General features: G+C 58.9%; 18 protein-coding genes. 10 read left to right on the top strand and 8 right to left on the bottom strand.

Features of this window, described 5'->3' with window-relative positions; genetic code table 11:
• Positions 1-14: 14 nt before the first annotated feature.
• The 4 genes from V5E99_RS18660 (at position 15) to V5E99_RS18645 (ending at position 3,306) form a co-directional block, all read left to right on the top strand.
• Entirely contained in the window at positions 15-971 is a 957-nt protein-coding gene (locus V5E99_RS18660; RefSeq protein ID WP_499803756.1) for a LysR family transcriptional regulator, read from the top strand.
• Positions 972-1,040: 69 nt separating this feature from the next.
• The gene (locus V5E99_RS18655; protein WP_499803755.1) at positions 1,041-1,502 is read left to right on the top strand and encodes a MarR family winged helix-turn-helix transcriptional regulator; all 462 of its coding nucleotides are present in this window, start codon (positions 1,041-1,043) and stop codon (positions 1,500-1,502) included.
• A 338-nt stretch (positions 1,503-1,840) separates the two neighbouring features.
• Complete coding sequence (locus tag V5E99_RS18650; RefSeq protein WP_499803754.1) at positions 1,841-2,260, top strand: organic hydroperoxide resistance protein; 420 nt, start codon at positions 1,841-1,843, stop codon at positions 2,258-2,260.
• 32 nt (positions 2,261-2,292) lie between these two features.
• Positions 2,293-3,306, top strand: a complete 1,014-nt coding sequence (locus V5E99_RS18645; RefSeq protein WP_499803753.1) for an alpha/beta hydrolase — start codon at positions 2,293-2,295, stop codon at positions 3,304-3,306.
• Positions 3,307-3,464: 158 nt separating this feature from the next.
• Here the strand turns inward: V5E99_RS18645 and V5E99_RS18640 are convergent, their stop codons facing one another.
• Both V5E99_RS18640 and earP read right to left on the bottom strand, forming a co-directional pair.
• Complete coding sequence (locus V5E99_RS18640; RefSeq protein WP_032626910.1) at positions 3,465-4,034, bottom strand: elongation factor P; 570 nt, start codon at positions 4,032-4,034, stop codon at positions 3,465-3,467.
• 48 nt (positions 4,035-4,082) lie between these two features.
• Positions 4,083-5,225 carry an elongation factor P maturation arginine rhamnosyltransferase EarP gene (gene earP, locus V5E99_RS18635; RefSeq protein ID WP_499803752.1) on the bottom strand — a complete coding sequence of 381 codons (1,143 nt, stop codon included), beginning with the start codon at positions 5,223-5,225 and terminating at the stop codon, positions 4,083-4,085.
• 124 nt (positions 5,226-5,349) lie between these two features.
• Between earP and V5E99_RS18630 the strand changes: the two genes are divergently transcribed.
• Together V5E99_RS18630 and V5E99_RS18625 are read left to right on the top strand one after the other, a co-directional pair.
• Positions 5,350-5,757 (top strand): hypothetical protein, encoded by a 408-nt coding sequence (locus tag V5E99_RS18630; protein WP_499803751.1) that lies wholly within the window; start codon positions 5,350-5,352, stop codon positions 5,755-5,757.
• 2 nt (positions 5,758-5,759) lie between these two features.
• Positions 5,760-6,242, top strand: coding sequence for a GreA/GreB family elongation factor (locus V5E99_RS18625; protein ID WP_499803750.1), 483 nt, complete (start codon positions 5,760-5,762; stop codon positions 6,240-6,242).
• Positions 6,243-6,251: 9 nt separating this feature from the next.
• On the opposite strand, the gene cysB is transcribed toward V5E99_RS18625, so the two are convergent.
• The 5 genes from cysB to V5E99_RS18600 form a co-directional block, all read right to left on the bottom strand.
• Positions 6,252-7,226 (bottom strand): HTH-type transcriptional regulator CysB, encoded by a 975-nt coding sequence (gene cysB / locus V5E99_RS18620; RefSeq protein ID WP_054052018.1) that lies wholly within the window; start codon positions 7,224-7,226, stop codon positions 6,252-6,254.
• A gap of 134 nt (positions 7,227-7,360) precedes the next feature.
• Positions 7,361-7,864, bottom strand: coding sequence for a universal stress protein (locus V5E99_RS18615; RefSeq protein WP_499803749.1), 504 nt, complete (start codon positions 7,862-7,864; stop codon positions 7,361-7,363).
• Positions 7,865-7,958: 94 nt separating this feature from the next.
• The gene (locus V5E99_RS18610; protein ID WP_499803748.1) at positions 7,959-8,864 is read right to left on the bottom strand and encodes a 5'-nucleotidase; all 906 of its coding nucleotides are present in this window, start codon (positions 8,862-8,864) and stop codon (positions 7,959-7,961) included.
• A 24-nt stretch (positions 8,865-8,888) separates the two neighbouring features.
• The gene (locus tag V5E99_RS18605; protein WP_499803747.1) at positions 8,889-9,842 is read right to left on the bottom strand and encodes a putative 2-dehydropantoate 2-reductase; all 954 of its coding nucleotides are present in this window, start codon (positions 9,840-9,842) and stop codon (positions 8,889-8,891) included.
• The gene (locus V5E99_RS18600) at positions 9,839-10,225 is read right to left on the bottom strand and encodes a thioredoxin family protein (RefSeq protein WP_499803746.1); all 387 of its coding nucleotides are present in this window, start codon (positions 10,223-10,225) and stop codon (positions 9,839-9,841) included. The genes V5E99_RS18605 and V5E99_RS18600 overlap by 4 nt, the downstream gene beginning before the upstream one ends.
• Between V5E99_RS18600 and V5E99_RS18595 the strand changes: the two genes are divergently transcribed.
• Together V5E99_RS18595 and V5E99_RS18590 are read left to right on the top strand one after the other, a co-directional pair.
• On the top strand, positions 10,224-10,667 hold the full coding sequence (locus V5E99_RS18595) for a PilZ domain-containing protein (protein ID WP_499803745.1): 444 nt from the start codon (positions 10,224-10,226) through the stop codon (positions 10,665-10,667). The genes V5E99_RS18600 and V5E99_RS18595 overlap by 2 nt on opposite strands.
• 128 nt (positions 10,668-10,795) lie before the next feature.
• Positions 10,796-11,872 carry a 3-deoxy-7-phosphoheptulonate synthase gene (locus V5E99_RS18590; RefSeq protein ID WP_499803744.1) on the top strand — a complete coding sequence of 359 codons (1,077 nt, stop codon included), beginning with the start codon at positions 10,796-10,798 and terminating at the stop codon, positions 11,870-11,872.
• 60 nt (positions 11,873-11,932) lie between these two features.
• Here the strand turns inward: V5E99_RS18590 and V5E99_RS18585 are convergent, their stop codons facing one another.
• The gene (locus V5E99_RS18585) at positions 11,933-12,220 is read right to left on the bottom strand and encodes a GNAT family N-acetyltransferase (RefSeq protein ID WP_020800382.1); all 288 of its coding nucleotides are present in this window, start codon (positions 12,218-12,220) and stop codon (positions 11,933-11,935) included.
• Positions 12,221-12,306: 86 nt separating this feature from the next.
• On the opposite strand from V5E99_RS18585, the gene V5E99_RS18580 reads away from it, so the two are divergent.
• Positions 12,307-12,495, top strand: a complete 189-nt coding sequence (locus V5E99_RS18580) for a hypothetical protein (RefSeq protein WP_499803743.1) — start codon at positions 12,307-12,309, stop codon at positions 12,493-12,495.
• 365 nt (positions 12,496-12,860) lie between these two features.
• Positions 12,861-13,112: an outer membrane lipoprotei OprI gene (oprI, locus tag V5E99_RS18575; RefSeq protein WP_002553018.1), complete on the top strand. Its 252-nt coding sequence runs from the start codon at positions 12,861-12,863 to the stop codon at positions 13,110-13,112.
• Positions 13,113-13,228: the final 116 nt, after the last annotated feature.

The following is a 13,228-nucleotide window of genomic DNA, read 5'->3' as shown; positions in this document are numbered from 1 at the left end:
GCGTTGATGAAACCATGAACCCCAATCAATTGACCGACCAACTCGGACTGTTCCTCGACGTGCTGGAAACCGGGAGCTTTTCCGCTGCGTCGCGACGCCATCCGCTAACCCCTTCAGCGGTGGCCCGGCGCATCGACAGCCTGGAAAACGCCGTGGGCAGTCAGTTATTCCTGCGCAGCACCCACGCTGTGCGGGCGACTCCAGCCGGTTTGGCGTTTGCCGAGCGCGCGCGAAGGATCGTCGCCGAGCTGCGCCTGGCCCGGGCGGAAGCGGTGTCCCTGAGCAGTGCGCCGGAAGGCTTGATTCGAGTGGATGCCCCCGCCGCGTTCGGCCGCCGGCATTTGGCACCGGTCATTGCCGATTTTCTGATGTTGTATCCCGGCCTCGACGTGCAATTGCACCTGATCGACAGCTTCGTCGATATGCAGGGCTTAAACCTGGGCAAAGTCGACCTGGTGTTGCGCGCTGGGCAAATGGCCGATACCCGGCTGGTGGCCACGCCGCTGGCGAACATGGTGCGCGTCGCCTGCGCCAGCCCCGACTATTTGAAACGGCGCGGCGTGCCGACCGATCCGTCGCAACTGAGCGAACACGATGGCCTGGACTGGGACGGCCTGGCCCCGCCCTTCGCCTGGCGCTTCGAGCTGGACGGCCAAATGCAACTGCACCGCCCGGCGCGCATTCGCATGAGGGCCAACAATGCCGAGGCGCTGGTCTGTGGCGCGCTGGCCGGGTTGGGAATCGCCCATTTGCCGACGTGGCTGGCCAGCGAATACCTGCTGCGCGGCGAATTGCTGCCGCTGTTCTGCGAAAACGGTCTGCCGAAACCGGAAACGTCGGGGATTTACGCCTTGCGCCTGGAGCAACAGGCCAGCTCCCGCAGTCGTTTGCTGCTGGAATACCTCAAGACCCGCTTCAGCCCGATCGCGCCGTGGGACCTGGCGCTGCAAAGCGACCTGGGCCGGCACTAGCGCATAATTATCTGGCGCATTAAAGATTCGCCCGCTAGATTCATCACGATCACCGATCAAGGCTTTGACATGACCACCGAACGCAACACCCCGGACAACTGCGACGACCTGCTGCTGGACAACCAGGTCTGCTTCGCCCTGCATTCCACTTCGCTGCTGATGACCAAGGTCTACAAACCCTTGCTGCAAGCACTCGGCCTGACCTATCCGCAGTACTTGGCGATGATGGTGTTGTGGGAACGGGATGGTTTGACCGTAGGTGAAATCAGCACACGACTGCTGACCGATCCCGGATCGTTGACGCCGCTGCTAAAACGCCTGGAAGTCGAAGGCTTGCTCAGCCGTACCCGCAGCCGTGAAGATGAACGGGTGGTGATTGTCGAGCTGACGGAACAGGGCCGCGCCTTGCGAGACAAGGCTCGGGACATTCCGCAGTGCATCCTTGGTGCCAGTGGGCAAACCCTGGAGCAGTTGAAAAAGCTGCAAAACGATCTGCAAGACCTGCGTAGCCACCTTCAAGACAGCCTCTAATCCCCCTGCCAGAAAAAATCCCTCTGTGGGAGCGGGTTTGCTCGCGAATGCGGTGTGTCAGTCGGCATCAATGCTGATTGATACACCGCATTCGCGAGCAAGCCCGCTCCCAAAGGTGTTTTGCGCCCTCTTCAAAAAATTTTACGCCCTGAAAAATCAGAATAAGTCGTTCTAATTCAATTGCCTGCATAGCAATCAACGACCCGTCCGCTCATTTCCATCGATCTTTTTCAAAATTTATCTTGTGCGCTAAATATTAGCGCGATACATTCACTTCGCACTTACTTAGCGCGCAAACATTTAGCGCAAAACACCCAAACCCGAATGAGGCTCACACCATGCAAACTCTCTACACCGCAATCGCAACTTCCACCGGTGGCCGTGACGGTCGTGCGGTTTCCAGCGACAACATCCTCGACGTCAAACTTGCTACTCCGAAAGAACTCGGTGGTGCCGGCGGCGCGGCGACCAACCCTGAGCAACTGTTCGCAGCCGGCTACTCCGCCTGCTTCATCGGCGCCCTGAAATTCGTCGCCAGCCAGACCAAACGCAGCATCCCGAACGACGCCTCGATCACTGCCCACGTCGGTATCGGTCAGATCCCCGGCGGTTTCGGTCTGGACATCGACCTGCACATCAGCCTGCCGGGTCTGGAACAAGCCGACGCGCAAACCCTGGTTGATGCTGCCCACAAGGTCTGCCCTTACTCCAACGCCACCCGTGGCAACGTCGATGTGCGCCTGCACGTTACCGTCTAATCACTGACTCCCGGCCCGAACAGGAAATGACCATGAACACGTTCAGCAAAGTCTTGACCGGCACCCTTCTCGCCCTGTCCATCCACAGCGCCTTTGCAGGCGACGGGGTTGAACACAACACCCAGGCGTTCCTCGATGTTCTGAATGCCGGCACCGGTAAACCGATGGAACAGCTCACGCCCAAAGAAGCCCGCGCAGTGCTGGTGGGTGCGCAAGCCGGGGTGAAACTGACGCTGCCAAAAGCCGATGTCAGCCAGAAGACCATTCAAGTCGATGGCCAACCGCTCAGCCTGACCATCGTCCGGCCGGCCGGGGTCAAGGGCGAGCTGCCGGTGTTCATGTTCTTCCACGGCGGCGGTTGGGTATTGGGGGATTTCCCGACTCACGAACGACTGGTTCGGGACTTGGTGGTGGGTTCAGGGGCGGCGGCGGTGTTCGTCAATTACACCCCGTCCCCGGAAGCGCATTACCCGGTGGCGATCAACCAGGCCTACGCCGCCACGAAGTGGGTGGCCGAGCACGGGAAAGAGATCAACGTCGACGGCAAACGCCTGGCGGTGGCCGGCAACAGCGTCGGTGGCAACATGGCTGCCGTGGTCGCACTGATGGCCAAAGACAAAGGCACGCCGGCAATCAAATTCCAGGTGCTGCTGTGGCCGGTGACGGACGCCAGTTTCGAAACCGCGTCCTACAACCAGTTTGCCGAGGGGCACTTCCTCACCAAAAACATGATGAAGTGGTTCTGGGACAACTACACCACCGACGCCAATCAACGCAGCGAGATCTACGCGTCACCGCTGCGGGCCACCACCGCCCAGCTCAAAGGCCTGCCACCCGCACTGGTGCAGACCGCAGGCGCCGACGTGTTGCGTGATGAAGGCGAGGCCTATGCGCGCAAACTCGACGAGGCTGGCGTGCCGGTCACGGCGGTTCGCTACAACGGCATGATCCACGACTACGGTTTGCTTAACGTAGTGAGTCAAGTGCCTGAGGTGCGTTCGGCGCTGCTGCAAGCGTCCGAAGAGCTCAAGCAACATTTGAAATAACGTAATAGATCGCAGCCTCGTTTCACTCGACAGCTCCTACAGGGAAATGCAAATCCCTTGTAGGAGCTGTCGAGTGAAACGAGGCTGCGATCTTTTAATATTGATGGCACAAAAAAGCCCGACTCAATGGTCGGGCTTTTTCATTACTCAAGCGGTGCTTATTTAGCACGGCCTTTGTAGGAACCGCCTTCACGGGTATCGATTTCGATGCGGTCACCGATTTCGATGAAGTCAGCAACTTGCAACTCAGTACCGTTGCTCAGCTTGGCAGGCTTCATGACTTTGCCGGAAGTGTCACCGCGAGCGGAACCTTCGGTGTAGTCAACTACGCGCACGATAGTGGTCGGCAGCTCTACGGAAACCAGACGCTCTTCGAAGAAGATCGCTTCGCAAACATCGGTCATGCCTTCTTCAACGAAAGGCAGAACGGCTTCGATGTCTTCAGCGTTCAGCTCGTACATGGTGTAGTCGGTGGTGTCCATGAACGTGTAGGTGTCGCCGCTGATGAAGGACAGGGTCGCTTCTTTGCGGTCGAGGATTACGTCGTCCAGTTTGTCGTCGGCGCTGTAAACGATCTCGGTCTTGTAACCGGTCAGCAGGTTCTTCAGCTTGGTCTTCATGATCGCGCTGTTACGACCGGACTTGGTGAATTCAGCTTTCTGAACCAGCCAAGGATCGTTTTCGAGACGGATCACGGTACCGGGTTTCAGTTCTTTACCAGTTTTCATTGCGAATATCCGAATTTGGATGGGATTTACAAAAATCTAGGCCGCGTATCATATCCAATTTAGGTAAAACTGTACCAGCGCCGTGGCAAGATCCGCCTGCAAGGCTTGTTCCAGACACCACGCCTCGGCATGTTTTTCCAGCTCCGGCCAGTGTTTGCGGGTCGCCAGCCACTGGTCGGCCATGTCCTGGCCGGCATTCCAGGCCCGCCAAAGACCGCTGATCGCCTCGCTGGCAGGCGCTGACAAGCCTTTTGTATAGAGCGTGAGGAAGGCTTCGAGCTTCTCCAGGTGCACATCTTCTTCCTGCTGATAAATGTGCCAAAGCATCGGCCGACCCGCCCATTGGGCCCGGACAAACGAGTCTTCACCGCGCACGGCGTTGAAATCGCAGCACCAGAGCAACTGATCATATTGATCCTGCCGGACGAACGGCAGCACCTGAACAGTCACTGCATCGCGCACATGCAGCGCACCGGCGACCAGGCCGCTGACCCCGAGCCAGCGCTCGACATCACCGAGAATCCGCCCCTCGGGCACCAGCAGATGGGTGGGCGTCGGCGCGCCCGACAACGTATCGAGCCAGCTCGCCAGCCCGGTATTTTCGTAGGCAAACAACGAGATCAACTGCGCACCAGGCGCCCGATCGATCCCCAAACCCAGCAGGAATTTTCGCTGGGCCTCGGGGCTTTGCTGAAATTGCCGACGCCGCTCCAGCAATCCGCTTTCACGCAGCAAACCGCCGGTGCCCTTCTGGAATCCAGGAAAGAAGAAGTACTTCTGCACGCTCTTGTACTTCACCGACGGTAAACCGTGGCAACCGATGACCCAATCTTCGGCGCTCAGATAATCCAGGTTTACCCACAGTGGCGGTTTTTCCCGCTCGACCATGGCGTCCATGTAGGCACCGGGAAGTTGGCAGGCGAACGCGGCGATCACCACATCAGCGGCAGCCACCGGTTGCCACTCGATGGGCCAGTGACAGACCTCGACACCCTGCTGCCATTGCTGCGACGCGTGAATGTCGATCTCCGGGCACAGCCGTTCAAAAGCGCGCAGGTCGTCGACCCACAAACGCACGGCGACGGCATGTTCGGCCACCAGTTGCCGGGCCAGGCGCCAGGTCACGCCGATGTCGCCGAAGTTGTCGACCACGGTGCAGAAAATATCCCAGCGGGTTTTCAGTTCAGGCATTCCAGGCTCCCGTTGGCAAAGGCGCCGATTGTCCGCATAAATTACCCCGCGCAGAAGAGCCGACGACGATTAATCTTCGTGCGACAATCGCCATCCGCCCGCGACCACCCGCCAGGAGGCAGCCATGCCCTACCGTCCCAACCCGCGCCGCCCGTTGCCGATCCGACTCAACGCCATGCATCTGACCGCCAGCATTGCCTTGGGTCTTTGGCTGGGATTCATGGCCATCGCGCTGACCTGCTGGCTCGCCTCGCACTTTTTGTTTACCGAACAACTGGCCCCGGTGGCCCAGGCCGTGCAACAACTGGCGAAACCGCCCGTTGAGCAGCCGAGGCCGGACATTCCGCCGCAGAGCCCGTTGTTCGAACAATACAAAGAAAACCTGCGCAAGAACGAGCAGCAGCAAACCCTGGATCAGGCCCGCACCAACAACCGAAATTTGTCGAACCCCAAATGCCAGTTCTGGCTGCAACAGGACCAGACCGCGCCTAACGAAAAAAGCCGCGCCAACGTCCTGCAATTCTGCGATTGATCATGAATAAACCTATCGTTCACCAACTGATTCTCGACAAGCTGCGCATTGATCTCGACATCGCCGAACGCGCGGCGCAAACCGCCTACGAAACCGCGACCCACGAAGAAAACATTGCCGAAAACAAGTACGACACCCTGGGGCTGGAGGCGTCTTACCTGGCGGCCGGGCAGGCGAAACGGGTCGAGGAAATCCGTCATTCACTGACGCTGTGCCAAAACCTGGCGTTGCGTCCGTATGATGATCAGCGCGGTATCGAGGTCGGCGCCCTGCTCGGTCTGGAGGACGAAAAGGGTCGTGAACAATGGCTGTTTCTGGCCCCCGACGCGGCGGGTTTGAAGGTCGATCTGGTGGGACAGATGATCACCGTCATCACCCCCCGCTCGCCGCTGGGCAAAAGCCTGCTGGGCAAGTTCGAAGGGGACGAGGTGGAGATTCTGGTGGCGGGCGCTCGGCAACAGTTCTCTGTCACCGAGGTGGTTTAAGCGCAGAGATTAATGGACTGGCAGTTCGACGCCGTCGAACAGCTCTTCCAGTTCCTGCTTGTTGTGGCACTGAATGGCCTTGGCCATCACTTCGCGAGTCAGGTGCGGGGCAAACTTCTCGATGAAGTCGCACATGAAACCACGCAGGAACGTGCCGCGACGGAAGCCGATCTTGGTAATGCTGGATTCGAACAAGTCACTGGCATCGAGCATCACCAGGTCGCTGTCGAGCTTGGCATCCACCGCCATTTTGGCGACGATGCCCACGCCCAGGCCCAGGCGCACGTAAGTCTTGATCACGTCGGCGTCGGCGGCGGTGAACACCACTTTCGGTGTCAGGCCGCGATGGCTGAAGGCCTCGTCGAGTTTCGAACGACCGGTGAAACCGAACACGTAGGTCACGATCGGGTATTCGGCCAGGGCTTCGAGGGTCAGCTTCGGCAGCTTGGTCAGCGGGTGGCCCTGAGGCACCACCACGCAACGGTTCCAGCGGTAGCACGGCATCATCACCAGGTCACCGAATAGCTCCAGGGCTTCGGTGGCGATGGCGAAATCCACGGTGCCGTCAGCGGCCATTTCGGCGATCTGCATCGGCGAACCCTGGTGCATGTGCAGGGCAACGTCCGGGTATTGCTTGATGAAATTGCTGATCACCGGCGGCAACGCATAACGCGCCTGGGTGTGGGTGGTGGCGATCGACAGGGTGCCTTTCTTCTCGTTGGAGAATTCCTGGGCGATCTGCTTGATGCTTTCAACCTTGCGCAGGATTTCGCCGGCGGTGGTGATGATGCGTTCGCCGGCCGGGGTGACGCGGGTCAGGTGCTTGCCGCTGCGGGCGAAGACCTCGACGCCCAATTCGTCTTCCAGCAGACGGATCTGCTTACTGATGCCCGGCTGCGAGGTGTAGAGACTTTGGGCGGTAGCGGAGACGTTGAGGTCGTGGTGCGCCACTTCCCAGATGTAGCGCAATTGTTGAAGCTTCATATGAATCCCTCAAAGCAGGTAGACGCCACGGGCATCAGCGACGGTATATAACTATATTAATGGTTTGAAGAATAAATCTAGAACTTTTTTATCAAAACGCCATTATTCGTGTTCTGTTGTCCTGCTTCGTGACACTAACGATCCCCTTGACGCCGACGCTCCACCAGCGGCACCAGATAGACCGGCACCCGAGCCAACTGCAACACCCGCGCCGCCGTGCGCCCCAACGGTGTTTCCGCCCCCGCGCGATGGCTATGACTACCTACGATCAACAAATCCACGGAGAGTTTCTGTGCCTGCTCAAGAATCACCTGCGCCGGATCGCCCTGAAGCACGCGCACTGCTTTGATCCGCTCCAGATCCTGCTCGCCTTCATCCCCCAGTTCTTCACGAAAACTTTCGAGCACCCGTTGCTCGATATTGGCGATCACCGTGTTCAGGCCCTGGCTGTGAAACTCGTTCAACGCCTGCTCATCGAGGTAGCTCTGCAGCACCGACTCGGCGAACAGCCCCATGGGTTCCACTGCGTGCACCACGTACAAGTCGGCATTGAAGGTTCGCGCCAGCGCCAAGGCGTGCTGCATCACTAAAGGTGCGTACAGGCCGAGGTCGGTGGCATACAGCATGGAACGAATCATATGACCTCCTCGCGTGCCAACATGGCGGAGATGGATTCAGCTTAGCAGTGCCTTGCCGAGTACGACGTGCCGCGTAACACCTTGAAGCAAGGGCTTAAACTTTCTGTTCGTTGCTTATGCCGTGGGGCACATGACCGGTGGCGACCACTTCCCGAGCCAGCTCGCAATGGCCAGCCTGGTCATCGAAAAACACATCGGCGGCGAAGGCTTCCAGAAACGCCGATTTGGTCAGGCCGCCGAGGAACAGCGATTCATCCAGACGAATGTCCCACTCGCGCAAGGTGCGGATCACCCGCTCGTGAGCCGGCGCTGAACGTGCTGTCACCAGCGCCGTGCGGATCGGGCAGGCGTCGTCGGGGAACTCGCGCTGCAACAGATTGAGCGCCGCGAGGAAGCCTTTGAACGGCCCGCCACGCAACGGCTCCCGGGCCGATTCTCGTTCGCTGGCCTGAAAGGCTTCCAGCCCACCGGACTGATAAACCCGCTCCGACTCATCGGAAAACAGCACCGCGTCACCGTCGAAAGCAATGCGCAATTCGTCACTGGCCGCCCGACTCGCGCCGCCCGACAAAATGGTCGCTGCGGCGAACCCGGCCTCCAGCGCGCTGCGCACATCGTCGGCATGGGTCGAGAGAAACAGGTCGCAACCAAACGCCTTGAGGTACGGATAAGGGCTACGCCCGCCGACAAACGCCGCGCGGGAAATTGCCAGGCCATAGTGGTGAATCGAGTTGAACACCCGCAGCCCGGTGTCGGCACTGTTGCGCGACACCAGGATCACTTCGACCCGGGCCCGGCCGAGACTGGCATTAAGGTTCAGCAGTTTTTCCACCAGCGGGAAGGCATCGCCGGGCTCGAGGATTTCGTCTTCATGCTCGATCTGATATTGCCGGTAGGCTTCGACACCACTGGCCAGATACACCTTATGGCTCTCGCTCAAGTCAAACAGTGCCCGCGAAGAAATCGCCAGCACCAACTTGTCATCTATGTCCTTGGCCATGGCCTTCCCCTCCGGTGGATCGACTTAAACGTTACGTCGATCGATAAAACCGAGCGCCCGGTACAGGGCCTCGATGCGCGGCAAGTCACAACCTGCCGCTTTCGCCGCCGCCAGGGGCCGGGCGTAAATAGCCTCCAGCTCCAGCGCTCGTTTGTGCTGGAAATCGTGGTACATGCTCGGCCAATAGTCGGGCATTTTCTCGGTCATCATAAACAGGTAGTCAGCGTAGCCGGGCGGCATGTCGTGACCGCAAGCCTTGGCGCCCTGCACCACTTCGGCCATCAACGCCTGGATCAGCGCGCGGCTGTCGGCATCGGCCATCAACGGCGTGGTGCTCGCCCCGAGCAACACCGACAGACCGTTGTAAGGGATATTCCAGACCAGTTTCTGCCAGCGCGCCTGATGCAAGTTCGGCATGGCCTGGGAATCGATCCCGGCGCTGCGGAACAGCCCGGCGCCCGCTTCGACAATCGCCATGCGCGCCGCGTCATCGCTGGCCGGACCGCTGTGGTAGCCGACGTTCACCGCGCCCAACGCTTGGTGGATAATCACGCCCGGGCCTTCCCGATGGACGCAAATCAGACAGAGGCCGCCGAGCAGGTGCAGCGAATCGGGCAGCCATTCGCGCAGGCTGTCTTCGACGTCCAGGCCATTTTGCAGCAGCAACACTTTGGCGCCGGGGGCGGCGGCTTGAATGATGATCGGCGCCAGGCCCGAACTGGTGCTCTTCGCCGCCACCAGCAACCAGTCGCACGGCGGCATGTCTTCGGCCGATGAATAGGCCTGGACCGGATGAAGGCTCAGCGCGCCATGCACCGCACTGTTGACTTGCAACCCGCGCTCGGCGACGGCTGAAAACTCGCTGCGCAACAGAAAGTGCACATCGAACCCGGCTCGCGCCAGCATCAAGCCGTAGAAACCACCGATCGCGCCGGTCCCGATAATGCCGATGCTCGGCTTGGCAACTGCTCCCATCATGGCAACTCCTCAGCAATTCGATTCAGCGCCTGGTCCACCGCCTCGTTGAGTTCGGTGCGGGTCAGGCGCGACTGTACCGCCCCAAAGAACTCACCGTCGCGCACCACAAACAGCGCCGGCAAATGAAAGACCTCGTAACGTTCCACCAACCCGCCATTGTCGGCAGCGTCGATCCAGCACAGTCGATCAACCGTCAGATCGAGCCCTGGCAACTGCTCCCGGGCAAAGCGGCAACTGGCACAGCCGACACTGGTAAAAATCACCAGCGACACACCGCTCATCGCCAGCAGCCGTTGGTCGGCGTCAAAATCGGTCAGTTGCGATTCGACCACTATACTGGGGGAAACAATGTCAAATGGGCGACACAGGGAGTCCGTGTTCATGGGACGTTTTCTTCCTCATCCTGACGATGTGCCCGTGGAACTTACGCTGCTCAAACATGAGTGCATTTCACGGCAACGGCTGCACACTATCAGCCTCGGCGGCATGGCTTGCAATTACCACCGCGCCTGGCGCCACGGTACGGCGCTGGAAGTGCGCATGCCGACCTTGAACCCCGACTTGCGTTATCTGGGCTACGTGGCCTGGTGCCTGCGGCGAAAGCGCGGCTATCTGGTGGGCATTGCGTTTGTCGACGAACAAATGCTGTTCAGTGCCCGGATGGGCGAACAGGTGTGCCAGATCGAACGCTATTGCCGCCTGCATGACGCGCACGAAGACTTACAGGATATTCAGGCGTTGGCGCTGGAATGGGTCCAGGAACATGCCGACGAGTTCTCCCACGATACGGTTCGCAAGGCATTTGCTCAGCCAGTGCTGGATTAAACCAGCCTTTGCCCATTGTCGAGCCACGGTGTAACGCGCTAAGGTTCCGCTCCCCGACGCGCTTAATTTGCTGTGCTCCGCCGCGCGGGTTCGCTGGCGGCCGGCACCCGTGACCTGACGAGTAAACGATGGCTGATTTACCGATCAACGACCTAAACGTCGCTTCCAACGAGACGCTGATCACCCCTGATCAGCTCAAGCGTGATATCCCTTTGAGCGACGCTGCCCTGCGCACCGTGACCAAGGGCCGCGAAGTCATTCGCAACATTCTTGATGGCACCGACCACCGCCTGTTCGTCGTCATCGGGCCTTGCTCGATCCACGACATCAAGGCTGCCCACGAATACGCCGAGCGCCTGAAAACCCTGGCCGCCGAAGTGTCCGATACCTTGTATCTGGTCATGCGCGTGTATTTCGAGAAGCCACGTACTACCGTCGGCTGGAAAGGCTTGATCAACGACCCGTATCTGGACGACTCGTTCAAGATTCAGGATGGTCTGCACATCGGTCGCAAGTTGCTGCTGGACCTGGCCGAGATGGGCCTGCCGACCGCCACCGAAGCCCTCGACCCGATCTCCCCGCAGTACTTGCAGGATCTGATCAGTTGGTCGGCCATCGGCGCGCGCACCACCGAATCCCAGACTCACCGTGAAATGGCTTCGGGCCTGTCCTCGGCCGTCGGCTTCAAGAACGGCACCGACGGCGGCCTGACCGTGGCGATCAACGCCTTGCAATCGGTTTCCAGCCCGCACCGTTTCCTCGGTATCAACCAGGAAGGTGGCGTGTCGATCGTCACCACCAAAGGCAACGCCTATGGCCACGTCGTATTGCGCGGTGGCAACGGCAAGCCGAACTACGATTCGGTCAGCGTCGCCCTGTGCGAGCAAGCGCTGAACAAAGCCAAGATCAAGCCAAACATCATGGTCGATTGCAGCCACGCCAACTCCAACAAGGACCCGGCCCTGCAACCGCTGGTGATGGAGAACGTCGCCAACCAGATCCTCGAAGGCAACCAGTCGATCATCGGCCTGATGGTTGAGAGTCACCTGAACTGGGGCTGCCAGGCGATCCCGAAAGACCTCGCCGACCTGCAATACGGCGTGTCGATCACCGATGCCTGTATCGACTGGGCCGCCACCGAAAACACCTTGCGCAGCATGCACGCCAAGCTCAAGGATGTGCTGCCGAAACGCGATCGCAGCTGATCTGCCGTTTAGCGCACACAAAAACGCCGGGCTAACCCGGCGTTTTTTTATGAGTTACGTTTACTGGCTCAGCTTGGCGGCATGCCGCTGATGACGCTCCATGTAGCGCTCCACGTAGGAGCACGACGGAATCACCGTGTAGCCCATTTCTTCAGCGTATTGCAGCGCCTGCTCGGTCAATGCCGCCGCAATGCCACGACCACGCAATGCGTTGGGCACGAAGGTGCGATAGATATCCAGGGTCTGTTTCCCCAGATCCATATAGGTCAGGTAGGCACGATGACCGTCCACATTGGTCTCGAACTGATGACCAGCCTGGTCATGGTGGATGGACAACGCCTCGCTCATCACTACTCCTCGCGGGTCTTGGATTCTGACCCCTACCTTACCGATGTTTTTCCGGCGAAGGAACATCTACGCCACCCTGTGCCTGAATGGACACCGAGAAGAGCCGCACCTATCTCGCGCAACCTGGCACGTATCAAATAGTAGGCACCATTGGCAAAAATGCTCAAGGTACGCTCGTCATCACGCAGGGGTGGCCGATGCTGCTCCGGGTGACGCAGGGACAGCTCGACCAAAGATCTTTGCAGGTCGAAAGCCTGAACATTGCCGGATATTGAGACTTAAGACGAGCGCCCGTTGTTAAAGTCACCTCAACTTGGAGAAAGATATGAGAGGCGCTGCGCAGAATCCGAACAAAAGTGTAGACGAATCCATCTAGGTCGACTCTAGCCAAGACCGTAAAAACAGCTCGGGGCACCAGGAACTTTTCATCAGCGGCTCGCTCAGGCTCGGGCCTTGCAGCTGAGTATTTTTTAAACAGCGCAGTTAAAAGTTGCTCGAAAAAGAATCAACGCCTACAATTTTTTTGCTTCTTGCTTTACGTCAGTTTACTTACGACAAGTAATGGGTAGTATGTACGCCGGCTATTTCCTCACTCTGAGGAGACAGCCACTTAAATAGAAAGTCCTTGAAGGGGAACACGATGAACAACGTTCTGAAATTCTCTGCTCTGGCTCTGGCCGCAGTTCTGGCTACCGGTTGCAGCAGCGTATCGAAAGAAACCGAAGCACGTCTGACCGCTACTGAAGACGCAGCTGCTCGCTCCCAGGCTCGTGCAGACGAAGCTTACCGTAAAGCTGATGAAGCTCTGGCTGCTGCTCAAAAAGCACAACAGACTGCTGACGAAGCTAACGAGCGTGCTCTGCGCATGCTGGACAAAGCTAGCCGCAAGTAATAGTCCTTCGGGATTGTTATCAAGCCGATCCATTTATGGATCGGCTTTTTTGTGCCCGGTATTTAGTACCGGCCATAAAAAACCCGCCGACGCGGCCAGCGTCGGCGGGTTCGGTT

Source organism: Janthinobacterium sp. LPB2021202312-11-4 (assembly GCF_037049705.1).
Taxonomy (GTDB): Bacteria; Pseudomonadota; Gammaproteobacteria; order Pseudomonadales; family Pseudomonadaceae; genus Aquipseudomonas.
This window is presented reverse-complemented; position numbering and strand designations above follow the sequence as displayed.

What these genes read in the sequence shown, in the direction of transcription:
- V5E99_RS18595 (WP_499803745.1), top strand. Translation starts at nt 10,224, where the DNA reads ATGGGACGTTTTCTTCCTCATCCTGACGATGTGCCCGTGGAACTTACG.
- V5E99_RS18660 (WP_499803756.1), top strand. Translation starts at nt 15, where the DNA reads ATGAACCCCAATCAATTGACCGACCAACTCGGACTGTTCCTCGACGTG.
- V5E99_RS18600 (WP_499803746.1), bottom strand. Translation starts at nt 10,225, where the DNA reads ATGAACACGGACTCCCTGTGTCGCCCATTTGACATTGTTTCCCCCAGT.
- V5E99_RS18610 (WP_499803748.1), bottom strand. Translation starts at nt 8,864, where the DNA reads ATGGCCAAGGACATAGATGACAAGTTGGTGCTGGCGATTTCTTCGCGG.
- V5E99_RS18630 (WP_499803751.1), top strand. Translation starts at nt 5,350, where the DNA reads ATGCCCTACCGTCCCAACCCGCGCCGCCCGTTGCCGATCCGACTCAAC.
- V5E99_RS18615 (WP_499803749.1), bottom strand. Translation starts at nt 7,864, where the DNA reads ATGATTCGTTCCATGCTGTATGCCACCGACCTCGGCCTGTACGCACCT.
- V5E99_RS18625 (WP_499803750.1), top strand. Translation starts at nt 5,760, where the DNA reads ATGAATAAACCTATCGTTCACCAACTGATTCTCGACAAGCTGCGCATT.
- cysB (WP_054052018.1), bottom strand. Translation starts at nt 7,226, where the DNA reads ATGAAGCTTCAACAATTGCGCTACATCTGGGAAGTGGCGCACCACGAC.
- V5E99_RS18640 (WP_032626910.1), bottom strand. Translation starts at nt 4,034, where the DNA reads ATGAAAACTGGTAAAGAACTGAAACCCGGTACCGTGATCCGTCTCGAA.
- V5E99_RS18585 (WP_020800382.1), bottom strand. Translation starts at nt 12,220, where the DNA reads ATGAGCGAGGCGTTGTCCATCCACCATGACCAGGCTGGTCATCAGTTC.
- earP (WP_499803752.1), bottom strand. Translation starts at nt 5,225, where the DNA reads ATGCCTGAACTGAAAACCCGCTGGGATATTTTCTGCACCGTGGTCGAC.
- V5E99_RS18655 (WP_499803755.1), top strand. Translation starts at nt 1,041, where the DNA reads ATGACCACCGAACGCAACACCCCGGACAACTGCGACGACCTGCTGCTG.
- V5E99_RS18605 (WP_499803747.1), bottom strand. Translation starts at nt 9,842, where the DNA reads ATGATGGGAGCAGTTGCCAAGCCGAGCATCGGCATTATCGGGACCGGC.
- V5E99_RS18645 (WP_499803753.1), top strand. Translation starts at nt 2,293, where the DNA reads ATGAACACGTTCAGCAAAGTCTTGACCGGCACCCTTCTCGCCCTGTCC.
- V5E99_RS18590 (WP_499803744.1), top strand. Translation starts at nt 10,796, where the DNA reads ATGGCTGATTTACCGATCAACGACCTAAACGTCGCTTCCAACGAGACG.
- oprI (WP_002553018.1), top strand. Translation starts at nt 12,861, where the DNA reads ATGAACAACGTTCTGAAATTCTCTGCTCTGGCTCTGGCCGCAGTTCTG.
- V5E99_RS18650 (WP_499803754.1), top strand. Translation starts at nt 1,841, where the DNA reads ATGCAAACTCTCTACACCGCAATCGCAACTTCCACCGGTGGCCGTGAC.
- V5E99_RS18580 (WP_499803743.1), top strand. Translation starts at nt 12,307, where the DNA reads ATGGACACCGAGAAGAGCCGCACCTATCTCGCGCAACCTGGCACGTAT.